A 24,537-nucleotide genomic window follows, 5' to 3' on the forward strand; every position below is an offset into this window, starting at 1 on the left:
ATCTGTATATTTAAACAGTTAAAGTAATAAGGAAAAATAAAATGAGTAATGAAGTTGAATTAAAGCTTGCAGTTACCTCTGATGCTTTCGATACCTTAAAAATACATCTCAATCAATTCAAAATCTTAGAACAAAATAAAGTCTTTCTGGGAAATACCTATTTCGATTACCCCGACCATTTTTTGGCGAAACAAAAAATGGGATTGCGTGTCCGTCAGGAAAATAATGATTTTACACTTACCTTAAAAACTGACGGAAAAGTGGTTGGTGGGTTGCATAGTCGTCCAGAATACAATTTATCTATACCTGATAATTCCGTACCCACAACGGAACAATTAACCTCATTGTATCCATTTGAAAGCTTGCCTTCCGCTACATTACAACCAATTTTCTCAACAGATTTTAACCGCACTTTTTGGTTAATTGCGTTTGGTGCATCAAAAATTGAAGTGGCCTTTGATCAAGGAAAAATTTTATCAGGGGAAAAAATACAGCCTATTTGTGAAATTGAATTTGAATTAAAAGAAGGGCTCGTTTCAGATCTTTTCCATTTTGTCTCACTTTTACCTTTTGAACAGGATGTCTATTTTAGCTCAGCAAGCAAAGCAAAACGCGGCTATCAATTAGGCAGCAAACCACTACTGATTGATTGGTTAAATAAATGGCGGGATTTCTTAAAAGAAGAACGAGAGAGAAGTGCGGTTGATTCTCGCGAACAATTAAGTGCAGTCATGAAAATGGAGCAGCAATTGATAGAGGAAACTCTTTCATTCCCAACGGATGTGTTTGCTTTCGATTTTATGAAAACCGTTGAACGTGTCGGCGCATTTTTCAATCTTTATCATTATTATGATGACAACAAAGCCTTGTTTGAAAAACTGGAAGAAAATCGATCAGCTGAGTTATTAGCAAGTAATCAATTTTTCCTTAATGAAATAAAAGGCTTGATTACCTTTCATAGCGAAACAAAAGATAATTTTCAAACTATTGAGAAGTTAAAAGCCTTATTAAAGAGCCGTGCGTATTTTGAAAGAATGCTTGGCTTAATGATGTTGATGGCGTAAAACGGGTTCTCGAAAGGATAATAAAAATGGCAAAAGCTCCTAAAACCGCTTATGTATGTAATGATTGTGGTGCTGAGTTTTCGCGCTGGCAAGGGCAATGTTCAGCCTGTAAAGCGTGGAATACGATTAGTGAAGTGCGGTTAATTTCAGCCTCAAATTCTGCAAAAAATGATCGTTTTAGTGGTTATGCAGGAGAAACCCGTGCAAAAATCCAAACACTTTCTGAAATTAGCTTACAAGAGACACCACGTTTCACCAGTGGATTTAAAGAATTAGATCGCGTGTTAGGCGGCGGGATCGTACCAGGGAGTGCCATTTTAATTGGTGGGCATCCTGGTGCAGGGAAAAGTACCTTGTTACTTCAAGTCATGTGCGGATTAGCGAAAAATATGACCGCACTTTATGTAACAGGGGAAGAGTCACTTCAACAAGTGGCTATGCGAGCTAATCGCTTAAATCTGCCGACAGATAAATTAAATATGTTATCTGAAACCTCAGTTGAGCAAATTTGTAATTTGGCGGATCAATTAAAACCGCAAATTATCGTAGTAGACTCGATTCAGGTTATGCATCTTTCAGATATTCAATCCTCTCCAGGGAGTGTGGCACAAGTGCGTGAATGTGCCTCTTTCCTGACTCGTTATGCGAAAACCCGACAGGTTGCCATCATTATGGTTGGGCATGTCACCAAAGACGGCACCCTTGCTGGTCCGAAAGTATTGGAACATGCCATTGACTGTTCGTTATTGCTGGAAGGAGAGGCTGATTCCCGTTTCCGTACGTTACGTAGTCATAAAAACCGTTTTGGCGCAGTGAATGAGCTAGGGGTATTCGGTATGACAGAGCAAGGATTGCGCGAAGTGAAAAATCCATCGGCAATTTTCTTAAGTCGTGGAGATGAACAAACGCCTGGTAGCTCGGTAATGGTTCTTTGGGAAGGAACGCGTCCGCTTTTGGTGGAAATTCAAGCGTTAGTGGATCATTCCATGCTTGCAAATCCGCGCCGTGTGGCGGTGGGGTTAGAGCAAAATCGTTTAGCTTTATTGCTTGCGGTATTACATCGTCATGGTGGACTACAAATGTCGGATCAAGATGTTTTCGTGAATGTCGTTGGTGGTGTAAAAGTCGGGGAAACTGGAGCAGATCTTGCGTTATTGCTTGCATTAATTTCGAGTTTCCGTAATCGTCCATTGCCACAAGATTTAGTTGTCTTTGGTGAAGTCGGGTTAGCAGGTGAAATTCGTCCGGTAACTAGTGGTCAAGAACGCATTAGTGAAGCGGCAAAACATGGTTTTAAACGCGCGATTGTCCCTTTCGCCAATAAGCCGAAAAGTGCGGTTGAGAATATGGAAGTTTTTACGGTGAAAAAACTCGCTGATGCACTTGCCATTTTGGATAATTTCTAAAAAAATCTTGTCCTATTGTTGTCTGATTACTGAAAGTTTTTGATAAATTAGATAGAATATGCGCCGCACATAAGGAAAGGTTATGGAAAAGAAATTAAATAAAGCGTTGGATAGCATTGATATCAAAATCTTAAATGAATTACAACGCAACGGTAAAATCTCTAATATCGATTTATCAAAGAAAGTGGGGTTATCGCCAACGCCTTGTTTAGAAAGGGTAAAACGCTTAGAAAAACAAGGTGTGATTATGGGCTATCGGGCGCTATTAAATCCTGAATTACTGGATGCGCCTTTATTGGTGATCGTTGAAATTACGCTCGTGCGTGGTAAACCTGATGTTTTCGAAGAGTTTAATGCAGCGATTCAAGCGCTTGATGAAATTCTCGAATGTCATTTGGTATCAGGTGATTTCGATTATTTACTCAAAACACGTGTAGCAGATATGGCGGCATATCGAAAATTATTGGGTACCACATTATTGCGCTTACCAGGTGTGAATGACACCCGAACTTATGTTGTAATGGAAGAAGTGAAACAAACTAATTATCTCGTACTAAAATAAAAAATGATTAAACGAATTACAAAACGATTTACACCGAAACAATATTTAGCAGAATTATTACTCGGATTGACCGCACTTTTAGGTTTATATTTAATCGTGGCATGGTCAAGCTATACGCCATTAGATAACTCTTGGTCTACAGCAAGTTTTCAAACTGAAACCATCAATAAAGCCGGTGCTTTTGGCGCTTGGTTAATTGATGCGTTTTTTGTTTTTCTCGGCTATGTAGGTCATCTCATTCCGTTTGTCATTTTTATCGTACCAATTTATTTACTGAAAACCAAAGCGGTGCATTCTCTCTCTGTAACCCGTATTGCATTACGTTCCTTTGGTTTTATTGCTCTCATCGTTGGCTTAACTATGATGGCAACATTGTTGCTTTCAAATACGAACTACTATTTAGCTGGTGGCGTGTTTGGTGGCAGCTTAGTGGTGAATTTATATCCTACACTCGGTAAGTTTGGCTGTATTTTAGTGGGCTTTATTTGTGCAGTTGTAGGCTTTATTTTCTGTTCCGGTGCATCATTAATTCGTTTAATTGTAAAATTCTACCATTGGCTGACAATGAAAAATCAGCCGGCAGAAGAGGAGCATGTAGAACATACTTCTGTAGATGATCTTGAACAAATTGTGATTGAGGTACCTCAACAACTTGCTTTCTCTGATTCTCAATTGGAAACTGAATCTACAGAAGATGAAAAAGAGGAGGGGGCTGAAAATACCTTTGTTAAGCCCGAGCAACTCATTAATACTAGTGGGCTATCCTCACCGAGTGCTTCAGAGCCAGCAGATGTTGAAAAATTAGAAGATAAGTTTAAAGGCTTCACGGTTGAATCTGACAATTTACCGAATGTGTCTATTTCTGCCTCTTCTTCCGTTGAATTACCAACAAAAGAAGATTTTTCAGCAACATGGAAAAACTCACAAGTGAATTCTCAAAGTGCGGATGATTCAGATGATATTTTTGAAGAAAATGTCATACCAAAAGTGTCACTAAAAACACCTGAAAATACGACTGCACTTTATCCTACTTATGATGAACCTTTAGAATCAGACAATGATGGTTTAGAAGATGAACTAGCGCGTCAGTTTGCTGCGCAAGAGCAAGCTCGTATGCAAGAAATGGAAGTGCGAGCAAAAGCCTCAAATGCTGAAGATGCATTAAAAGTGATCTTGAATGAGCCGACAGCTTCGTCAGTTAAAGCGCGTGAAATTCATATTGAGAATGCAACTGAAACAACCTATAAGCCGTATTTCGATACGCTTATTCACCCAGCATTCCAACAACCAACGAATAAACGTGAAAAACCAACAACACCATTACCAAGTTTAGATTTACTTGAGCATCGTCCAACGCAGGCTCAAGACATTACGCGTGAAGAGATTTTAGACACCTCCGCACGCATAGAACAACAATTAAAGAATTTTAATGTCAAAGCTACGGTACAAGATGTGTTAGTAGGGCCTGTGGTGACTCGTTATGAGCTTGAATTACAACCGGGTGTAAAAGCATCCAAAGTAACAAGTATAGATACCGATTTAGCACGTGCATTGATGTTCCGTGCGATCCGTGTGGCAGAAGTGATTCCAGGCAAACCTTATATTGGTATTGAAACACCAAATGCGCACCGTCAAATGGTGCCATTGCGTGATGTGCTCGATAGCAATGAATTCCGTTCATCCACATCATTGCTTTCAATGGCTTTGGGTAAAGATATTAGCGGAAAACCCGTTGTGGTTGATTTGGCTAAAATGCCTCACTTGCTTGTCGCGGGTTCAACAGGCTCGGGTAAATCTGTTGGTGTGAATACCATGATTTTAAGTTTGCTTTTCCGTGTGACACCGGATGAAGTGAAATTTATTATGATTGACCCGAAAGTGGTTGAACTTTCTATTTATAACGATATTCCACACTTGCTTACTCCTGTGGTGACGGATATGAAAAAAGCGGCGAATGCATTGCGTTGGTGCGTAGATGAAATGGAACGTCGTTATCAATTATTGTCAGCCTTACGTGTGCGTAACATTGAAGGGTATAACGAAAAAATTGAAGAATATGAAAAACTCAATATGCCAATTCCAAATCCAATTTGGAAACCGGGTGATACAATGGATAAGATGCCGCCTCCATTAGAAAAATTGAGTTATATTGTTGTGATCGTTGATGAGTTTGCTGACTTAATGATGGTTGCAGGCAAACAAATTGAAGAGTTAATTGCTCGCTTAGCACAAAAAGCTCGTGCGATTGGTATCCACTTGATTTTAGCAACACAACGCCCTTCAGTAGATGTAATTACAGGATTAATTAAAGCTAATATCCCAAGCCGTATTGCCTTTACTGTGGCAAGCAAAATTGACTCTAGAACGATTCTGGATCAGGGCGGTGCAGAAGCCTTATTGGGCCGTGGTGATATGTTATATTCAGGACAAGGCTCTTCAGATCTTGTTCGTGTACATGGTGCCTTTATGAGTGATGATGAGGTGGCGCGTGTAGCAGATGATTGGCGTGCACGCGGTAAACCAAATTATATTGATGGCATTTTAGACGGCGCGGATGATGAAGATTCTGGTGAAAAACCAACGGCAAGCAGTGGCGATCTCGATGCATTATTTGATGAAGTCGTTGAGTTTGTATTAAGCACAGGCAATACCTCGACTTCTTATGTTCAACGTAAATTTAGTGTTGGGTTTAACCGAGCTGCTCGAATTATGGATCAGCTCGAAGAACAAGGTATTTTAGGCCCAATGAAAAATGGAAAACGAGAAATTTTAGCTCGACGTTCCGAATATTAATTCTCTTAAGTTTCACTTTACAAAAAGGAAAGTAGAATGAAAAAAACATTATTAAAAATGACCGCACTTACTGCGCTATTAAGTGTGAGTAATTTTGCTTTTGCCGATGCTGCTGATGAGCTGCAAAATCGCTTAAATCAAGTGACAGTATTGAGCGCTGATTTCTCTCAAACCGTGACCTCTGTTGGCGGTAAAAACGTCCAACAAGGAAGTGGAAAACTTCAAATTAAACGTCCAAATCTTTTCCGTATGGATACCAAATCACCACAAGAAACACAAATTATTGCAGATGGTAAAACCCTTTGGTATTACGATCCATTCGTGCAACAAGTGACTGCTCAATGGGTGAAGGATGCGGTAAATAATACCCCTTTCGTCCTTTTAACCAGTAACGATAAAAGCCACTGGAATCAGTATTCAGTGACGCAGAATGCGGATACCTTTGTGTTAAAACCGAAGGCGAAAAATAGCAATATTAAACAATTTGATATTCGTGTAGATACAAATGGTGTGTTAAAAAATTTCAGCACCACAGAAAAAGATGGTCAAACCAATCTTTATGTGTTGCGTAACATTACAAATCAAACACTAGCTGATAGCTTATTCCAATTTAGCGTACCGAAAGGCGTGGAATTGGATGACCAACGTAAAGGTAAAAAATAATCCATAAGGTGTGAATGATAATCTTCACACCTTTTGCTTATTAAGGAAAGAATATGTCCAATCTTAATTTTGATTTTGCTGAAAATGACTTTCGCCCTTTAGCAGCCCGTATGCGTCCAACAAATTTGGAACAATATTATGGGCAAACACATTTAATTGGGGAAGGAAAGCCGCTTCGTAAAGCAATTCAAGCAGGGCATATTCATTCGATGATTCTGTGGGGACCGCCGGGTACAGGTAAAACAACACTGGCGGAAATTATTGCTCATCGTATTAATGCAGAAGTTGAACGAATTTCAGCGGTGACAAGCGGCGTGAAAGAAATTCGAGAATCAATTGACCGAGCGAAACAAAATCGACTTGCAGATCGCCAAACGATTTTATTTGTGGATGAAGTGCATCGCTTTAATAAAAGCCAACAAGATGCGTTTTTACCCCATATTGAAGATGGGACGATTATTTTTATTGGCGCCACAACGGAAAATCCTTCCTTTGAACTAAATAATGCATTGCTTTCTCGTGCGAGAGTCTACCTACTTAAGTCATTGACAGTGGCTGAAATCGAACAAGTTCTGCAACAAGCCATTTCTGATCCTGAGCGAGGATTAGGTAAAGAGCGTTTAGTTTTAGAAGAGAATTTGCTACAGGTTTTAGCTGAATATGTGAATGGTGATGCTCGCCTGGCTTTAAATTGTCTTGAACTGATGGTAGATATGGCTTCTGACACAGAAAACGGTAAGAAATTAGACCGCACTTTGTTGAAAGAAGTATTAGGTGAACGACAAGCGCGTTTTGATAAACAAGGCGATCGTTTTTATGATTTGATTTCTGCTTTACATAAATCAATTCGAGGTTCAGCAGCAGATGCAGCACTTTATTGGTATGCACGAATTATCACAGCTGGTGGAGATCCCCTTTATGTAGCACGACGTTTATTAGCGATTGCCTCAGAAGATGTGGGTAATGCTGATCCAAGAGCAATGCAAGTTGCACTAGCGGCTTGGGATTGTTTTACGAGAGTGGGCGCTTATGAAGGAGAGCGAGCTATTGCGCAAGCCATTATTTATTTGGCTGTAGCACCGAAGAGTAATGCGGTTTACAACGCATTTAATGCGGCAAAACAACATGTAAAAGAGTTTCCTGATTTTGATGTACCGCCTCATTTACGTAATGCGCCAACGGCTTTAATGAAAGAATTGGGCTATGGCGCTGAATATCGTTATGCACATGATGAACCTAATGCTTATGCCGCTGGAGAAAATTACTTCCCACCAGAACTGAAAGATACTCAATATTATTTCCCAACTAACCGTGGTATGGAAATTCAAATTAAAGAAAAGCTTGAGCGTTTACAAGAGCAAGATAAAAACGCATCAAAAAAACGCTATAAATAATTTTTCTAGTATGGTAGATATAAAAAAGTGTGGCTAAATTGATCTGCACCCCAAAAGTTGGACTCAACAAACCAACAATTGAGGTGCAGATTTTTTTATGGGTAAACACTACGCAATCGAATTTAAATTACAGGCTCTTCAACCTATTTTGAATGGGAAAATGAGTATTAGAGAAGCCGCGCGTTTTTACAATATTCCTTCCAACGCCCTAGTCAGGACATGGTTGAAACGGTTTGAAAAAAGTGGCATAAAAGGACTGATTCCCCGTAAACCATCAGGACGACCGCCAATGAAACCCAAATATGCAAAAATGCCACCGCCACCCAAAACTGAAGAAGACCGTTTACGCCTGAGAATTTTACAGCTTGAAGCGGAGGTGGCCTACCTAAAGGAGTTGAGAAGGCTCAGACTTCAGGACGAAGCCGAGCAACGGAAATTATCCAAAGGTTAAGAACACGCTATCCGTTAAAATGGCTTTTAGGCTTTGCACAGTTAGCGCGTAGTACGTTTTTTGCTAAACTTCAGATTAAACTGGATAAGGATGAGCCGCTTAAAAAGGCCATTAAACGCATCAAAGCCAATCATCCTGATTATGGCTACCGACGTGTTCATGCCTGTTTACCAGGCGTGAATCATAAAAAAGTTCAACGTTTAATGCAGACACTTGGGCTTCAAGTGCGGTCAAGAAAAAGCAAGAAATTTACGACTTATCGAGGCACGATAGGGGTGATTGCACCGAATCATCTTGAACGCGATTTTAGTGCAACGGCCCCGAAACAAAAATGGGTGACCGATATCACCGAGTTTAAGGCGAAAGATGGGAGTAAAGTCTATTTATCTCCAATTTTAGACTTATTTAACAATGAGATAGTCTCATATAATCTCAGCTATTCCCCAAACTGGGCGCAAGTAGAGGACATGTTAATGCAAGCCGTCAAAGGATTAAATAAAGCTTGTGGTGTCATTTTACATTCAGACCAAGGTTGGCAATATCAAATGGTAGCTTATCGTCGAATCTTGGCTGAATATGGCATTATTCAAAGTATGTCGAGAAAAGGGAATTGCTTAGATAATGCCGCAATGGAAAGTTTCTTTGGGCGATTAAAAACGGAATGTTTTTATGGTCGGGAATTTAACAGTAGAGAAGAGATAGTTGATGCTGTCAGGGATTATTTGGATTACTATAATCATCGACGGATTCAACTAAAATTAAAAGGACTGAGTCCGATACAATACCGAAAACAGTCCTTTAAATAACAGTCTAACTTTTTGGGGTCAGATTAAATTTGGCCGCACTTTTTGTTATCACTTAAAAACGCATTATTTTGCTGCTTTTAACTCTTGGTAATACTGTTCGTAATATTGAATCGCATCACCTACATCATCTTGCCAGTGGCTTTTTTGAAGAATTTCAGCTGTTGGATAAATTGATGGATCTTCAGTGATTTCTTTTGGAAGCACTTTTTTCGCTTCAAGGTTAGCCGTAGGGTAACCGATCGCTAAAGTCAATTTTTCCGCCGCTTTTGCACCTAGCAAGTAGTTAATTAACTTGTGTGCACCATCTGGGTTTTTAGAAGTTTTAGGAATCGCTAAAGTATCAACCCAAAGAACAGGACCTTCTTTTGGGAACACCATATTTAATGGAGCTTGTTCTTTTTTCGCGATACGCACAGAACCATTCCATAACTGACCTAATTCTACTTCACCAGAGATGAATGAGTTTGCAGGGTTATCAGAATTGAAAGAAAGTACGTTTGGACGTAATTTCAATAACTCTTCATAAGCTTGCTTGATAATTGCAGGATCTTTGGTGTTTGGATCTTGACCAATTTTTAATAACGCAATATTGAATACTTCACGCGCATCATCTAATAATTGGATTTTGTTTGCATATTCTGGTTTCCAGAAATCGCCCCAAGAAGTGAAGTCAGAACCTTTATAGGTATTGGTATTAAATGCAATACCTGGTGCACCTAACAACTGAGGAAGTGAGTATTTATTGCCTTTGTCATAAGGTTTGTTGAGCCAATCAGGGTCTAATTCTTTGATAACAGGTAATTTACTGTGATCTAATTCTTGTAGCATGCCTTCGCGTGCCATTTTAGATACGAAGTAGTTAGATGGTGCAATAACATCATAACCGCCTGCATCACCTTGGGTTTTCATTTTGGCATACATCGTCTCATTAGATTCAAGACTTGCTACAATAACTTTGATACCAGTTTCTTTTGTGAAGTCATCTAAAAGACCATCTGGTACGTATTCAGTCCAAGTATATAAGTACACGGTATCATTTGCTGGAGCCTGTGCTTTTGTTGCATCAGACTTGGCTTCTTTATCGTTACAAGCAGTTAATGTAGCGGCAACTAAACCGGCAGTAAGCAAACCTGCAAATTTTTTCATTTTTCTTTGTTCTCCGTAAAAGAGGGGGGGTAAAAAACCACCTGCATTAATGCAGGTATAAAAATACGCCTTGATTGTGCGTCAAGGCGTATTTTATTTGATCTTAAAAGATTTGTGAAACCTTTTTATATCAATGTTTAATGATTATTTTTGCGTGTAACTAATTGACTTAAAATTACTAATCCTAATGAAAGCACGATCATAATCGTTGCTAACGCATTTACTTCCGGTGTTACCCCTGTTTTTACAAGTGAGAAGATACGCAATGGTAGGATTTCATAGCTTACACCACTTACGAAAGAAGATACGACAACATCATCTAATGAAATAGTAAAGCTTAATAACCAACCAGATACCACTGCAGGTAAAGCGAGTGGTAGGATAATTTTACGCAAAATGGTGACTTCGCTCGCACCTAAATCTTTTGCTGCTTCAAGCATTCTTGCATCAAAGCCATTTAAGCGAGAGAAAATTGTCACGGTAACATAAGGTAAACAGAATGTTACGTGAGCTAATAGTAATGACCAGAAACCTAACGAAATCCCTACAACCATGAATAAGGCAAGTAGAGAAACCGCCATTACGATATCTGGTGACATCATGACGATAAATAACATACCGCTTACGGCTTGTTTACCGCGGAAACGATAGCGGTAAAGTGCGATAGCAGTTAAACCACCCACAATAGTCGCTAACGTTGCAGCGAAGAAAGCGATAGTGACAGAGTGGAACGCGGCTTGGATTAAGGTATCGTTATTAAATAAACGCTCATACCAGTTCCAACTAAAACCTTTCCAACTTAAACCATAACGGTCTTCATTGAAGGAGTTAGTCACCAAAATAATAATTGGGATATACAAATAAGCGTATACCACAAACATAAAAATATTACGCAGTAAACGACTCATTATTCTAACTCCACTTTCTTATTCAACAATTTATTTGCACGATAGTAAACGAAAATCAACAATGCCATTAAAATGGTTAAACCGATGCTGATTGCCGAACCGAATGGCCAGTTACGGGAAATTAAGAATTCGCTCTTAATCACGTTACCAACTAATAATACTTTCGCACCACCAAGTAAGTCTGCTACATAGAACATCCCCATTGCTGGTAGTAGTACTAATAAACAACCTGCAACAATACCCGGCATGGTTAATGGCAAAATAACGCGGAAGAAACGTTGAACAGCATTAGCACCTAAGTCTCTTGCCGCTTCTAATAAACGTCCGTCTAATTTTTCAATAGCAGAGTAGAGCGGTAGAATCATAAATGGTAAAAGGAGATACACTAAACCAATGATTACAGCTACTTCGGTATTTAAAATACGAATAGGCTCACTCAAAATGCCCATATCCATTAGCATGGTATTTAACACACCTTTCACACCAAGGAATACTTTCATCCCATAGATACGAATAAGTGAGTTTGTCCAGAATGGTAATACCACGAGGAACAACAAAAATGGACGATATTTTGGATTAATTTTGCTGACCATAAAGGCAAATGGATAGCCAATGAGTAAGCAAATAATCGTCGCGATGCCAGACATATACAATGAGTTCCACACTACCTGCGCATAAAGTGGATTAAACAGGTTAGTGTAGTTATCTAAAGTAAATGGCAAAGCATAAAAGTCACTACCATCTCGGGTTAAAAAACTTACGGTTAAAACCAATAAGTTTGGAATTAGCACAAAGAAGATTAACCAACTGAAGATAATTGCAACAGTAATTTTCTGGAATTTATTATTGATTATCTTCATCGTTGAGTACAACCTCCCAACCTTCGTGCCATGTAATACCTACACGTTGACCAACGCTGTGATCCATATGCGGGTCATCTTCGTTAAAGAATTCGCTCACTAATACGCGTTTACCGTTGTGATCAAATTCGACTGTAGACTCAAGTGTCATTCCTTTATAGGTACGATCCACAATGCGACCAATAATTGCATTTGAGTGCTCATTTTCATCAAGCTCTTCAATCACAATATCTTCCGGGCGTAATAATACTTGTAGTTTTTGACCTTTTTCAGCAGAGATACTCGTGTGAATATCACATACGCGACCTTCTACGTTAGCAAGTAGTTCATCGTCAGATTTACGCTCAATCACAGTGGCATCAAATACGTTAATTTCACCGATGAAGCGAGCCACGAATAGGTTAGCTGGATCCTCATAAATTTCACGAGGTGAACCATCTTGTGCAATTTTACCTTTACGTAATAAAACGATACGATCAGACATGGTGATCGCTTCTTCTTGATCGTGAGTAACGAAAATAAAGGTAATGCCAAGTTGACGCTGTAATTGTTTAAGTTCGTTTTGCATTTGTTTACGTAACTTATAATCCAGCGCAGATAAAGATTCATCAAGTAGCAACACTTTTGGCTTATTCACAACAGCGCGAGCAATCGCGATACGTTGTTGCTGACCACCAGAAAGTTGAGCTGGTTTACGATCGGCCATTTCTTCTAATTGCACCATACGCAATGCATCCAGAACGCGAGATTTAATTTCGCTTTCTGCCACTTTTTGCATACGTAAACCAAAAGCCACGTTATCAAAAATAGTCATATGCGGGAATAACGCATAACTCTGGAATACGGTGTTAATGTGGCGTTTTTCTGCCGGAACATTAGTAATATCTTCACCGTCCAAAATAATATGACCTTCATCTAACTCTTCTAAACCCGCTAATAAACGCAATACTGTAGTTTTACCACAGCCGGATGGGCCAAGAATTGTGACGAATTCACCGTTATTAATGGTTAGATTAAAATCATTAATAATTGTATTAGAACCATAGGATTTTTTGATTGAACGAAGCTCAATAATAGGCTTTTGAACCAGATTTTCCACTAGCTTTGGTTTTCTCCCTAATTTCACCAATTTAATCGGTACTGAGTAGAAATGAACCTGCAAAAATGATGCAGGGGCGACATAAAATTGAATCGATATGATATAGCGAATTGTTAATGATGAAAAGGATTTAATCGAGTTTTTAGGAAAAATTTATCTAAAATTTGACCGCACTTTTTTCAGAAAATTTTATAACTCTCCACTTTCTTGTTATATATCAAGAACTGTAACGAATTTTGGGATTAGACTAACGCGGATATAAAGGAGAATCTTAAAATGGAAGAACATTATAATGAATTATTACAGCGATTTTTAACTTATGTCGCATTTGATACGCAATCTAAATCGTCTGCAAAACATTCGCCAAGTTCAGCAGGGCAAATGAAGTTAGCTTTGCACTTACAGAAAGAATTGATTGAACTTGGTTTACAAGCTGTCAATGTGACTAAGCATGCCGTTGTCACGGCTTATTTACCCTCAAATCATCCTGATTTAACACACACAATTGGTTTTATTTCCCACCTTGATACCTCACCACAATGCAGCGGTAAAAATGTTCAACCTGAAGTGATTGAAAATTATCGGGGAGGAGATATTGCGTTAGGTTTAGGAGAGGAGTTTATTAGTCCTGTGTATTATCCATTTTTACATCAGCTTATTGGCAAAACCTTGATTGTGACAGATGGAACTACTTTACTTGGTGCGGATAATAAAGCCGGAATCGCAGAAATTATGACCGCACTTTCTGTATTACAACAGAAAAATATCCCGCATTGTAATATTCGAGTGGCATTTACGCCTGACGAAGAAATTGGTTTAGGAATGCATTATTTCCCATTGGATGATTTTCCTTGTGATTGGGCATATACCATTGATGGTGGGGAAGTGGGCGAGTTAGAGTATGAGAACTTTAATGCCGCAACCGCAAAAATTACCTTTAAAGGTCGGAGCATTCATCCTGGTTATGCTAAAAACAAATTAGTGAATGCGCTTACGTTAGCTTGTGAATTTCAACAAGGTTTTCCAAAAGATGATGTCCCTGAAAAAACATCGGGTAAAGAGGGTTTTTTCCATTTAGATGATTTTAAAGGGGATATTGAGAAAGTTGAGCTACATTATCTCATTCGAGATTTTGACCAAGCTAATTTTGAACAACGTAAAGCGTTTATTTATCAACTCGTAGAAAAATTTAATAGAGAGAAAAGTCTAAAAGATCCCGTAGTATGTGTTATTGAAGACAGTTACAAAAATATGTATGACACAGTCAAAAATGTCCCACAGGCGATTAAGTTAGCTGATGCTGCAATGAAAGCTTGTGGTATTACGCCAAATCATAAACCAATACGTGGTGGAACGGATGGGGCATTTTTAGCAGAAAAAGGATTAGCTTGTCCAAATATCTTTACCGGTGGCTATAATTTCCATAGTAAACATGAATTAGTGACACTTGAAGGGATGGAAAAAGCTGTCGAAGTGGTTATAAAAATAGCAAACTGTAAAGATTTGTAAATTATTGTAAAGAAGAAGCTTGCATTTGTCAGAATATGTCAATATAATCGTTAGCGTTTTATCGAGATTCCTTTGATAAAGCTAAACTTTAGAGATTTTATTCATAAATTCCTTTTTGGTGCTCCTAAGAAATTAGGAGCTTTTTTTACCCTAAATTCAGATCTTTACTTTAAAAACGGATTGCTTCGTTTTTCTTGTCCAATAGTTGTATAAGGGCCATGTCCTGCAATAATTACCATATCATCATTTAATGTAAATAATTTATTCTTGATTGATGAGATCAATGTATAAAAATCTCCACGAGGGAAGTCTGTACGACCAATACTGTTTTGGAAAAGGACATCGCCAGTAAAAGCAATATTTTTTTCATGTTCAATAAAACCAATGTGGCCAGGTGTATGACCAGGAAGATGAAGAATTTCAAAGGTAAATGTACCAATTTGAATTTTTTCACCTTCTTGATTAAACCAGCGATCAGGTGTAAATGCAGAAATATAAGGTAAACTAAACTGCTGAGCTTGTTGTGGTAGACTTTCAAACAGAAAGCGATCTTCTTCCTGTGAGCCCCATATTTCAATATTAAAATGATCACGAATCGCTTCAGCAGCCCCTACATGATCAAGATGTCCATGCGTTAATAAGACTGCTTTTAGGTTTAATTCTAATTCCTCAATACGTTGAATAAGTTTTTCCGCATTGCCACCAGGATCGATAATCGCTGCATTTTTTTCATCATCCCAAATAAGAGAGCAATTTTGCTGAAAGGCTGTAACAGGAATAATTTCAATATTCATCTTTTTTCCTTATTGTTGATAACAAAAAACCGCACTAAAGTGCGGTCTAAAATTAAACTGTTTTTCATGCACCACGCCATGTTCTTACAGGGCCAGTATCCACGTGAATAAAATTACTATACGGATAATATCCTACACCACCGCTATCAAGATTTTCAGCCGCTTGGCGTAACCTTGCTAAAGGTACACCTGGGATTTTAAAATCAATCGCTTGGCCTTTAATATGATAGCTGTTGCTTGCTACGTCCCGACTTTGTCTACGGCGCATGGCATTTGTCTCAGCACTACGATAGCCACAAATTACATCAATCTGTGCAGTGCGTAAACCTAAATTACTTTGTAAATGATAAAACTTCATAAAGAGATTCGGATCCATTCGGCGTACTTGGTCTGTACGGCGATCTCTCATGAAGTAATCAAGTTTACCAAGTAGTGAACGATTAAATCCGGTCGTTGCAGAGAACTCACCGCTTAATCGTTCATTGGTGTTGACATTATAGAAACTGAGAATGCGAGGTTTAGGGGTAGAGACCATCGCTAACACCGTACTCGGCATCATACTTGCGCCTAAAACGATGCCGCCTAATGAAAGCCATTTACGACGATTTTTGTCAATATTACCCATTTTATAGTCTCTTTTACTACCTATCTTTCATTCTAGACAATTTTTGTATTAAAAAGTTCTAGTGTAAACCATTTTTAAAGGTATTTTTTTACAACCGCCCAATCAATACCGCTAAAACTTGCTGCATCATCGTATTTATAAATATCTGGTAAAACTTGTGTTTGACCGTTTTCCACCCATGCAGTTACATAATATAAGAATACGGGGTCATTTGTACGAATGTTAGCAGACGTTGTTTTCTTACTTTCTAAAACACCGCGTTTTTTATCTTCTGACCAGCCGGCTTCTTGTAACAGAATAGAGGCAAGTTGATCAGATTTTTCTACACGCACACAACCTGAGCTTAATGCACGCTCTTTTTTGCTGAATAAGCTATGATTTGGTGTATCGTGAAGATAAATTGCATCAGAGCTTGGCATATTAAATTTATAGTTACCTAATGCACTGTCACCAGCTGCTTGACGGATACGATACGGGAATTTATCACCAATACTACTCCAATTAATTGAGTAAGGATCAATGGTGTTACCTTTGCTATCTAAAATAGAGTAGTTGTGTGCTGCTGCATAGCCAGGGTCACGTTTTAATTTCGGTAAAATGTCTTCATTAATTAAGCGTGTAGGGGCATTCCAAGGCGGATTAACAACCACATTGCTCAAACGGCTGTACATTACTGGTGTGCGACGTTCATTTTTCCCTACAATAACGCGTGATTCTAAAATTGCTTTACCATCACGATAATATTTCAATTGATAGCTTGGAATATTAACAAAGATTCCATTTTCAAAATCTGGAATAACACGTAAACGTTGTGCATTAAGGGCAAGTTTTTTACCCATTGCAGAAATACCTGAAGCTGAAATCATTGATGGGAGTGCTTGTACGGTTTCACGGTATAAACGATTATGGTTAGATAATCCGTTTACAAAACCAGAAATAGCATCGTTTTTAACCGCACTTTGCCATTGGTCAATAATTTCTTGATTTGGTAATTCTGGTTTGTAAGCATTCGTTGCATATAACCAACGTTGTGCTTGTTGATTTACGTTTTTGCTGTAATACAAGTAATCAAGGAAAGCATCACTTAACAACACATCGTAGGTAAGGCCGCCAGTCTTTTCAGCGTTATGTAAATTGATTAATGATTGCGCCGAACGTTTAGAAATACCAGACGCTACCATTGCTGCATATTCGCGTAGGAATTGTTTTTCTGCAGCCTTGTCTTTCCACATCAACTCATATTTATTATCAGCATATAATTTTGCCAAAATTGGTTTGAACTGTAGATTCTGTTCGCCAATTTCATGCGTTAATGACATCTCTAGCATAGTTTGCTTTTCAGCTGCTAGGCGAGCTTGGTCTTCTTTGATTTCCGCTTCAAGTGTTGCACGCTCTTCAGGGCTTAATTTCGACATATCAACGCCTTTATTTTCGGCTTGTTGAGGTTGCCCAACTGTTTTTGCCCAGTCTGCTAACGCACAACCTGACGTCATCATTGATAATGATAAGACTAATGCGCTTAATTTCATTGTTCCTTTTAACATTGCTGTACCTTTAAAAATATTCATAAAAAATAACCGCACTTGAGTTTTTTCATCTGCTAAAGTGCGGTCCAAATAATCGTTATTTTGTTGCTTTTGCCGCTTCTTGTTTTATTTCAGCATCCACTTTTTGTTGATTCGTGTTAAGTTTAACTAAATCAGCTGCCATTTTTTCCGCTTCTTTTAAGAAGAAATCAGGTGCTTCATAGTCTTTTGGCAAATCATCAATGTCTTTTAATGCTTTTTTACCTTCACGTTTAAAACGGTCATTGAGATCTTTTAAACGTCTCGCATCATCTTTATCATTTTCCGCTTTACGCTCTTGGAAATTCAATGATAAGAATTTACGCTCACGGCGTTCATCACGGATCTTAAGATCTTCATTTAAAGCAATAAATTCAGGATCTTTTGCAATACGCTCTAGATGTTTTTCATTTAATGCTTCAACATCTTTACGCGCTTTATTGTTTTCAGAATAAGTCGCCGGCGGAATTTTATCCCAAGGCAATGCGTTATCTTCTTTTTCTTCACCAATTTCTTTAGCATCAATAATTTCAGGGAAATTGATATCTGCTGCTACACCTTTTAATTGGGTTGAACCACCATTAATTCGATAGAATTTTTGGATAGTATATTGCAACACACCAAGTGGTGTTTGGTCTAAATCATAAACAAAGTTTAATGAACGACTTTGTTGTACCGTACCTTTACCAAAGGTATTTTGCCCAATAATGATACCGCGATTGTAATCTTGCATTGCGGCAGCAAAAATTTCAGAAGCAGACGCACTGAAACGATTAATCATCACCAATAATGGACCTTTATATTGCTGGGCATTGTCGTCATCTTCGTGTACACGAATACGCTGATATGCATCACGAACCTGTACCACCGGACCATCTGTAATAAATAAACCACTTAATGCTACGGCTTCTGTTAATGCACCACCGCCATTTTCACGAAGATCCACAATTAAAGCGACAATTTTTTTCTTCTCAGCATCTACTAATAATTTTTTCACATCATCAGTTAAGCCAATATAGAAACTTGGGATTTTAATGACACCAACTGTTTCACCCTCTACTTTAGAAACAGTGAGTTTTGCTGCTTGATCTTCAATACGGACTTTATCGCGAACTAAGGTTACAATACGGCTTTTCCCACCTTTTGCAGGTTCAATTTCAAGACGAACTTTAGTCCCTTTTTTACCTTTGATTTTGTCAACGATATCTTCTAAACGCCAACCGATAATATCTTCGATTTCGCCTTTTTCTTGGCCTACACCAATGATTTTATCGCCCGCTTGTAATTTTTTACTGCGCTCAGCCGGCGCACCTGGCACTAAAGATTTGATGCTAGTTTCGTCATCTTCAGATTGTAATGTTGCGCCAATCCCTTCTAAAGAAAGATTCATACTTTCATTAAAGCTTTTTGCCGTACGTGGTGCAAGGTAGCTTGTATGTGGGTCGATTTCTCGAGCAAAGGCATTAATATAAATCTGAACAATGTCATCCGCTTTAGTTTGAGTTAATCGACGAATCGCCAAATTGTAACGTTTAGTCAGTTTTTCCTTAATTTCAGGCCATTTTTTATCTTTTAACTTCAGACTGATTACATCATTTTTAACACGTTGTTCCCAAAGCTTGTTTACTTCTTCTTCGCTTGTAGGAAAAGGTGCTTTTTCACGGTCGATCTCAATTTGATCATTACCTTTTAAATCAGGTTCTTGATCTAATAAAGATAATGCATAAGCATAACGTTCATAGCGACGTTTCATCATCAGATCGTAAATCGCAAATGCAGCTGAAAGATCGCCCTCATTAAGTTGATCATCTAATTTAGAACCATATTTAGCACGTAAATCATCAATATCTGATTTTAAAAAGGTGTTATGGCTGTAATCTAAGCTTTTAATATAACGATCAAAAATCTTTTCGGAAAAGGCGTCATCAAGCTGGAATTTACGATAATGTGATTGGGTTAAACGTGTTGTTGCACGCTTCGTTGCCAACTGATTTGCATCAGTTGCCGAAGGAATCGTAATATCACTTTGCTTTAATTTCGGCTGCACAGCAAATGTGTCAGACGAATGAAGAAATAACGCACCTAAAATTGCTGTAGCAATAAGACTTTTGGTTGTATGTAATTTCATTTAACCTTTCCCGATAAGAAATAAATTATTAGGCAAATAAACGATCTGCGGTGACTGTCATCACTAAACCATTTTCAAGTTCTACGCGTGCGCCTTCTTTTTCCACATTTAATACTGTCGCATTTTTCGCTTGTTCAGCCACTTTTACTTTCACTTTGCTACCTGCAGAAAGAGTTGTGAAATCAACCGCACTTAGTTTCACTTGTGGTGCTTTTGGTTTGCGAGTTGCTTGATTGGAATTTGGTTTACGAGCAGGTCGTTTTTGTTGTGCTTTTTTCGCTGCTAATTCTGCTTTGCGTTTTTCTGCAAATTTAGCTTTTGCTTCTGCTAATTGTTGAGCCGCATGAGAAACGTGTTCTGCGTCTAATACACCAGCAGGGTTGCCGTATAAATCCACACGCTCAGCACCTTCACGGCAACCGTGTAAATAGCGCCAGTTAGAGGTGTATTGACGTAAAGCCTGACGTAATTGAGTTTTGCTAACACGTTCATCATCTTTTAATGCTTCAGCAAGATCTTGGAAAAGACCAATTTTTAATGGTTTTGCCTCACCTTCTGCAATAAAGCAAAGCGGGAATTTTTCCACAAGATATGCAATAATCGCTTTTGTATCAGTTAATTTTTGAATGCCTTCAGCATTATTTTCAGCTTGGGCTTCAACTTGAGAATCTGTCATTTTTGCGTTTTCCTAGGATAAAAAATAAAAACTTACACAGTTTACCGCACTTTTATAAGGATTGACAATGGTTAGGCCGAATAATTCCGTTTCTAGCTCAGATGTATAACTTCACAAATTCCCTCAATTAAGGCTAAAATAGTCCACTTTTTAAATTTTTGATGAGACAATGATAAAAACACCTGATTTTACTCATGCCACTTATAAACTAGTGCGTTGCATTGGATGCAACGCAACGGTGTCTGTTTGTCGTCCGCAGGCGGGGGAGTATGCACAATGTCCGCGTTGCCATCACAAATTACAATCAGGTAATCGTTGGTCACTTAAGCGTTGCTCATTAATCGCCCTTTCTATCTTAATTTTAATGCCATTTTCTTTGGGCTATCCTTTATTGAGCTTAGATTTACTAGGTACTAAAATTGATGCTTCTGTTTGGAAAGGTATTTGGAAAATGGCAGTAGAGGGATATTCCTATACTGCATTTATGATTTTTATCTGTGCAATTTTAATGCCTGTCTCTTTTGCGATTTTAGTCATTATGTTGCAGCTTTCTAAATTGCTCAAAATTAAGCCGCGTAATGTCTTATTATTTGTGGGTTATATTAAACCTTGGGTCATGTTTGACGTATATTTAGTTGCACTCGCTGTTACCATGTTTAAAGTACGCGAATATGCCACATTAGAAGTGGATGTGTATTTAATTGCTTTTATTTTTACCGCACTTTTAACCACATTATTATTCATTAAAATTAATTTAGATGACTTATGGCATGATTTTTATCCCGATCAGAAACCGGTTACCAAAAGTGATAAACCGTTAGAACTTTGTACAGCCTGCGATTATACTTTTTTAAAAGAAGATCAAGAATATGATCACCGTCATCGAGCAATTTGCCCACGTTGTGCATCGCTTATTGAAACACCAGATAGTGTAAAATTACAACGCGTTTGGGCGACATTAGTGGCGGGTATTATCATGCTTTTTCCCGCAAACTTACTCCCAATATCCGGTGTTTATTTAACAGGAAATTTGTCACAAGATACCTTGATGTCGGGCGTGATGTCATTTATAAGCATGGGCAGCTATTTTGTTGCTTTCGTGGTATTCTTCGCCAGTATTTTTGTGCCAGTAAGTAAAATCCTCATTATGTTATATTTACTGGCTAGTGTGCATTTTAAATGGCGACATTCAATTAAATGGCAAATACGGTTATTGCATATCGTTCACTTTGTAGGACGTTGGTCAATGCTGGATCTTTTTGTGTTAGCTTTGATGATGTCTCTAGTAACACGCGGACAGATTATTAATTTTACTGTAGGCCCTGCCGCATTTTATTTTGGTGCAGCAGTGTTTTTAACTATGATTTCAACTTCTCAGTTTGATAGTCGATTAATTTGGAAAATTTATGACAGAAAATAATAAACCCGAATCTCAATCTATTGATGAGCAATATAACAATGTAGAAGCGTTATTACGTAAGAATAAACGCATCTCACCGTTTTGGTTGTTACCTTTTATTGCATTATGTATTGGTGCTATTTTATTTTTCCAAATTGTACAAGAACGAGGAAAGACTATTACGATCACGTTCTCTAATGGGGCTGGGCTCGTTGCAGATAAAACCCCTATTCGCTATCAAGGTTTGCAAATTGGTGTCGTGAAGAAGGTGAACTTTACCGACAATATGCAAAAAGTGAAAGTTGAGGCAAATATTTATTCTGAAGCGACAGAGGTGTTAAAAGAAAATACCAAGTTCTGGCTTGTTCAACCAAGTGTGTCTCTTGCAGGGATTTCAGGTTTAGACTCCTTGGTTTCAGGAAATTACATTACGCTCCAACCAAGTGATGGTGATTCAGAAGATGAATTTATTGCGGAAGAGCAAGGTCCTATTGCACAAGTCAATCCGGGGGATTTATTAATTCATTTAATTTCTGATGATTTAGGTTCAATTTCGATTGGTGCTTCTGTGTATTTCAAAAAAATGCCAGTCGGGAAAATTTATGATTATCGATTCAATAAAGACAATAAAGTTGAAATTGATGTGGTAATTGATAAAGCTTTTGCACGTTTTGTGAAGAAAGATTCACGTTTCTGGAATATTAGCGGTATTAACGCCAATATTAATTCATCGGGTATGAATGTAGCGGTGGAGAGTTTAAATGCTGTGGTGCAAGGTGCCGTATCATTTGACTCGCCATTAGATAGTCCTCAAGCAGTGACGAACAGCAACTATATCCTTTATTCTAATCTACAAGCGGCTAAACGTGGGATAGAAGTTGAGGTAACACTGCCTGTTTCAGCCGGTTTACAAGCAGGACAAACTTCAGTCTATTATGGTGATGAGCAAGTTGGTTTGCTTTCCTCTTTAAGAACGGTTGAAAACAATGAAGATATTTTACAAGGGACATTATTAATTGAGCCAAGTCAGGCTAATCTCTTAAAAACTAATACACATATTGTATTGAAAAATCGTAAGTTAGACTTAGGCGATATTGCTAATCCTCAGAAATTCTTCCGTGGTGATTATTTCGAAATTATTCCAGGAAGTGGAGAAAGCAAAACGCAATTCGAAGTCATTCGAGAAAATGAGTTATTACTCAAGGCACCAAATACGTTGATTTTAACCTTAACAGCGCCAGAGACTTATGGGATTGCAGAAGGGCAATCCGTGTTTTATAACAATATTGCTATTGGTCAAATTGTGAAGCAGCACTTAAATGTTGATGGGGTAAAATTTGAACTGGCGATTGCGTCAGAGTATCGCAATCTTATTCATGAAAATACGCAATTTGTGGCTGCCTCTAATTTTGATGTAAGTTTTGGTATCGACGGATTGCGTTTTGAATCAGCAACACCATCAAAATGGCTACAAGGAGGGGTGAGAGTATTACCCAAAAAAGGAAGTGGCGCCCCACATTCAAGCTATCCACTTTATAAGGATATTAGCAGTGCAGAAACAGGTGTTACAGGCAACTTAGTGAATCCAAGTATTGTGCTACATTCCACTAATTTACCAAGTATTAGTAAAGGTTCTGTGGTGCTTTATCGTCAGTTTGAAGTAGGTAAAATTATTAATGTAAGACCGAAAGCCAATAATTTTGATATTGATGTCTATATTTATCCGGCTTATCAAGATCTTCTGACAGATAAAAGTGTATTCTGGGTAGAAAGTGCGGCGCAGATTGATATTACGCCGAAGGGCATTAGTATTCAGGCTTCTCCAGTTGCTCGTTCATTAAAAGGGGCGATTAGTTTTGATAATACAGGATCAGGCAAAAATAAAACGCTTTATCCAAGTGAACTGCGAGCTAAATCAGCAGGACAAGTGATTACGTTAATAACAGATGATGCAACGGCTTTAAGTAAAGGAATGAGCTTGCGTTATCTTGGTATGAATGTAGGTGAAGTTGAGCAGATTGCTCTTGATCAAAAGACAAACCGTATTACAGCGAAAGCATTAATTAACCCAAGTTATATGGGAATGATTGCAAAAGAGGGGACGGTATTTAAAGTGATTTCCCCACAAATCTCAGCGGGTGGAATTGAAAACTTAGATAGCCTTTTACAGCCTTATATTGATATTGAATTAGGCAAAGGTCAACCAAAAACACAGTTTAATTTAGCGCAAACTGCACAACCTCGAAATAAATACAGCAATGGCGTGCCATTTATTTTGGAAACCAGTGATGCGATGAATTTAACGGAAGGATCACCTGTACTTTATCGCGGTGTTGAAGTGGGAACCATTCGTAAATTTGAATTAAATTCTTTAGGCGATCGAGTGTTGGTACATATTGCGATTACACCGAAGTATCAACATTTGGTACGTAAAAATTCAGAGTTCTGGGTTTCATCGGGTTATGATTTCAATCTTGGTTGGAAAGGCGTAGAGTTTAATACCGGTAGTGTACAACAATTGTTGAAAGGCGGTATTTCATTCTCGACTCCATCGGGTACGATCGTTCAACCACAAGCAACGGCAAATCAGCGCTTTATGTTACAAGTGAAGAAACCAGCTGAAGCACCGACTTGGAATTCAGGTGCTTTACCGGCAAATCAATAAAACATAAAAAGAAATAACCGCACT

General features: G+C 38.3%; 20 protein-coding genes. 11 read left to right on the forward strand and 9 right to left on the reverse strand.

Annotated features, from left to right (window positions below; translation table 11 throughout):
• Nucleotides 1-41 precede the first annotated feature (41 nt).
• The 8 genes from DX522_RS09705 to DX522_RS09740 all read left to right on the forward strand — a co-directional run bounded on the left by DX522_RS09705 (nt 42) and on the right by DX522_RS09740 (nt 9,139).
• Nucleotides 42-1,064: an inorganic triphosphatase gene (locus DX522_RS09705; protein ID WP_115180644.1), complete on the forward strand. Its 1,023-nt coding sequence runs from the start codon at nt 42-44 to the stop codon at nt 1,062-1,064.
• A gap of 26 nt (nt 1,065-1,090) precedes the next feature.
• Nucleotides 1,091-2,470 (forward strand): DNA repair protein RadA, encoded by a 1,380-nt coding sequence (radA, locus tag DX522_RS09710; RefSeq protein ID WP_049362707.1) that lies wholly within the window; start codon nt 1,091-1,093, stop codon nt 2,468-2,470.
• 82 nt (nt 2,471-2,552) lie between these two features.
• Nucleotides 2,553-3,032: a leucine-responsive transcriptional regulator Lrp gene (lrp, locus tag DX522_RS09715; protein WP_005695827.1), complete on the forward strand. Its 480-nt coding sequence runs from the start codon at nt 2,553-2,555 to the stop codon at nt 3,030-3,032.
• Nucleotides 3,033-3,035: 3 nt separating this feature from the next.
• Nucleotides 3,036-5,825, forward strand: a complete 2,790-nt coding sequence (locus DX522_RS09720) for a DNA translocase FtsK (protein WP_115180645.1) — start codon at nt 3,036-3,038, stop codon at nt 5,823-5,825.
• Nucleotides 5,826-5,861: 36 nt separating this feature from the next.
• Nucleotides 5,862-6,488, forward strand: coding sequence for an outer membrane lipoprotein chaperone LolA (gene lolA, locus DX522_RS09725; RefSeq protein WP_115180646.1), 627 nt, complete (start codon nt 5,862-5,864; stop codon nt 6,486-6,488).
• Between the two features lie 53 nt (nt 6,489-6,541).
• Nucleotides 6,542-7,882 (forward strand): replication-associated recombination protein A, encoded by a 1,341-nt coding sequence (locus tag DX522_RS09730; RefSeq protein ID WP_115180647.1) that lies wholly within the window; start codon nt 6,542-6,544, stop codon nt 7,880-7,882.
• A 97-nt stretch (nt 7,883-7,979) separates the two neighbouring features.
• On the forward strand, nt 7,980-8,333 hold the full coding sequence (locus DX522_RS09735; protein ID WP_115180648.1) for a helix-turn-helix domain-containing protein: 354 nt from the start codon (nt 7,980-7,982) through the stop codon (nt 8,331-8,333).
• Nucleotides 8,321-9,139 carry an IS3 family transposase gene (locus DX522_RS09740; RefSeq protein WP_262054301.1) on the forward strand — a complete coding sequence of 273 codons (819 nt, stop codon included), beginning with the start codon at nt 8,321-8,323 and terminating at the stop codon, nt 9,137-9,139. Before DX522_RS09735 ends, DX522_RS09740 begins: the two co-directional genes overlap by 13 nt.
• Nucleotides 9,140-9,202: 63 nt before the next feature.
• Here the strand turns inward: DX522_RS09740 and DX522_RS09745 are convergent, their stop codons facing one another.
• The 4 genes from DX522_RS09745 to potA form a co-directional block, all read right to left on the reverse strand.
• A complete protein-coding gene (locus DX522_RS09745) occupies nt 9,203-10,285 on the reverse strand; it encodes an extracellular solute-binding protein (RefSeq protein ID WP_014065177.1) in 1,083 nt (360 codons plus the stop codon).
• Between the two features lie 137 nt (nt 10,286-10,422).
• Entirely contained in the window at nt 10,423-11,193 is a 771-nt protein-coding gene (gene potC / locus DX522_RS09750; protein WP_005695832.1) for a spermidine/putrescine ABC transporter permease PotC, read from the reverse strand.
• Nucleotides 11,193-12,053, reverse strand: coding sequence for a spermidine/putrescine ABC transporter permease PotB (gene potB, locus DX522_RS09755; protein ID WP_005695833.1), 861 nt, complete (start codon nt 12,051-12,053; stop codon nt 11,193-11,195). The genes potC and potB overlap by 1 nt, the downstream gene beginning before the upstream one ends.
• The gene (potA, locus tag DX522_RS09760) at nt 12,037-13,152 is read right to left on the reverse strand and encodes a spermidine/putrescine ABC transporter ATP-binding protein PotA (protein WP_115180650.1); all 1,116 of its coding nucleotides are present in this window, start codon (nt 13,150-13,152) and stop codon (nt 12,037-12,039) included. The genes potB and potA overlap by 17 nt, the downstream gene beginning before the upstream one ends.
• Before the next feature lie 276 nt (nt 13,153-13,428).
• Here potA and pepT point away from each other — a divergent pair, with 276 nt between their 5' ends.
• The gene (gene pepT, locus DX522_RS09765) at nt 13,429-14,661 is read left to right on the forward strand and encodes a peptidase T (RefSeq protein ID WP_115180651.1); all 1,233 of its coding nucleotides are present in this window, start codon (nt 13,429-13,431) and stop codon (nt 14,659-14,661) included.
• A 164-nt stretch (nt 14,662-14,825) separates the two neighbouring features.
• Here pepT and DX522_RS09770 read toward each other — a convergent pair whose 3' ends face one another.
• The 5 genes from DX522_RS09770 to proQ form a co-directional block, all read right to left on the reverse strand.
• Entirely contained in the window at nt 14,826-15,455 is a 630-nt protein-coding gene (locus DX522_RS09770; RefSeq protein ID WP_115180652.1) for an MBL fold metallo-hydrolase, read from the reverse strand.
• A gap of 64 nt (nt 15,456-15,519) precedes the next feature.
• Complete coding sequence (locus DX522_RS09775; RefSeq protein WP_115180653.1) at nt 15,520-16,080, reverse strand: YcbK family protein; 561 nt, start codon at nt 16,078-16,080, stop codon at nt 15,520-15,522.
• 74 nt (nt 16,081-16,154) lie between these two features.
• Entirely contained in the window at nt 16,155-17,624 is a 1,470-nt protein-coding gene (locus DX522_RS09780; RefSeq protein ID WP_115180916.1) for a L,D-transpeptidase family protein, read from the reverse strand.
• A gap of 79 nt (nt 17,625-17,703) precedes the next feature.
• Nucleotides 17,704-19,773: a carboxy terminal-processing peptidase gene (gene prc, locus DX522_RS09785; RefSeq protein WP_115180654.1), complete on the reverse strand. Its 2,070-nt coding sequence runs from the start codon at nt 19,771-19,773 to the stop codon at nt 17,704-17,706.
• Between the two features lie 28 nt (nt 19,774-19,801).
• Entirely contained in the window at nt 19,802-20,449 is a 648-nt protein-coding gene (gene proQ, locus DX522_RS09790) for an RNA chaperone ProQ (RefSeq protein ID WP_115180655.1), read from the reverse strand.
• Nucleotides 20,450-20,618: 169 nt separating this feature from the next.
• On the opposite strand from proQ, the gene DX522_RS09795 reads away from it, so the two are divergent.
• Both DX522_RS09795 and DX522_RS09800 read left to right on the forward strand, forming a co-directional pair.
• Nucleotides 20,619-21,869, forward strand: a complete 1,251-nt coding sequence (locus DX522_RS09795; RefSeq protein WP_115180656.1) for a PqiA/YebS family transporter subunit — start codon at nt 20,619-20,621, stop codon at nt 21,867-21,869.
• Nucleotides 21,856-24,513 carry a PqiB family protein gene (locus DX522_RS09800; protein ID WP_115180657.1) on the forward strand — a complete coding sequence of 886 codons (2,658 nt, stop codon included), beginning with the start codon at nt 21,856-21,858 and terminating at the stop codon, nt 24,511-24,513. The genes DX522_RS09795 and DX522_RS09800 overlap by 14 nt, the downstream gene beginning before the upstream one ends.
• The last annotated feature ends 24 nt before the right edge of the window (nt 24,514-24,537 follow it).

Source organism: Haemophilus parainfluenzae, assembly GCF_900450995.1.
GTDB classification, from domain to species: Bacteria; Pseudomonadota; Gammaproteobacteria; order Enterobacterales; family Pasteurellaceae; genus Haemophilus_D; species Haemophilus_D parainfluenzae_O.

Coding starts and splice junctions, on each gene's coding strand:
- prc (WP_115180654.1), bottom strand. CDS start 19,773: ATGAAATTACATACAACCAAAAGTCTTATTGCTACAGCAATTTTAGGT.
- DX522_RS09745 (WP_014065177.1), bottom strand. CDS start 10,285: ATGAAAAAATTTGCAGGTTTGCTTACTGCCGGTTTAGTTGCCGCTACA.
- DX522_RS09795 (WP_115180656.1), top strand. CDS start 20,619: ATGATAAAAACACCTGATTTTACTCATGCCACTTATAAACTAGTGCGT.
- DX522_RS09735 (WP_115180648.1), top strand. CDS start 7,980: ATGGGTAAACACTACGCAATCGAATTTAAATTACAGGCTCTTCAACCT.
- proQ (WP_115180655.1), bottom strand. CDS start 20,449: ATGACAGATTCTCAAGTTGAAGCCCAAGCTGAAAATAATGCTGAAGGC.
- DX522_RS09720 (WP_115180645.1), top strand. CDS start 3,036: ATGATTAAACGAATTACAAAACGATTTACACCGAAACAATATTTAGCA.
- DX522_RS09800 (WP_115180657.1), top strand. CDS start 21,856: ATGACAGAAAATAATAAACCCGAATCTCAATCTATTGATGAGCAATAT.
- DX522_RS09770 (WP_115180652.1), bottom strand. CDS start 15,455: ATGAATATTGAAATTATTCCTGTTACAGCCTTTCAGCAAAATTGCTCT.
- DX522_RS09705 (WP_115180644.1), top strand. CDS start 42: ATGAGTAATGAAGTTGAATTAAAGCTTGCAGTTACCTCTGATGCTTTC.
- DX522_RS09730 (WP_115180647.1), top strand. CDS start 6,542: ATGTCCAATCTTAATTTTGATTTTGCTGAAAATGACTTTCGCCCTTTA.
- DX522_RS09775 (WP_115180653.1), bottom strand. CDS start 16,080: ATGGGTAATATTGACAAAAATCGTCGTAAATGGCTTTCATTAGGCGGC.
- pepT (WP_115180651.1), top strand. CDS start 13,429: ATGGAAGAACATTATAATGAATTATTACAGCGATTTTTAACTTATGTC.
- potB (WP_005695833.1), bottom strand. CDS start 12,053: ATGAAGATAATCAATAATAAATTCCAGAAAATTACTGTTGCAATTATC.
- potC (WP_005695832.1), bottom strand. CDS start 11,193: ATGAGTCGTTTACTGCGTAATATTTTTATGTTTGTGGTATACGCTTAT.
- radA (WP_049362707.1), top strand. CDS start 1,091: ATGGCAAAAGCTCCTAAAACCGCTTATGTATGTAATGATTGTGGTGCT.
- lrp (WP_005695827.1), top strand. CDS start 2,553: ATGGAAAAGAAATTAAATAAAGCGTTGGATAGCATTGATATCAAAATC.
- DX522_RS09780 (WP_115180916.1), bottom strand. CDS start 17,624: ATGTTAAAAGGAACAATGAAATTAAGCGCATTAGTCTTATCATTATCA.
- lolA (WP_115180646.1), top strand. CDS start 5,862: ATGAAAAAAACATTATTAAAAATGACCGCACTTACTGCGCTATTAAGT.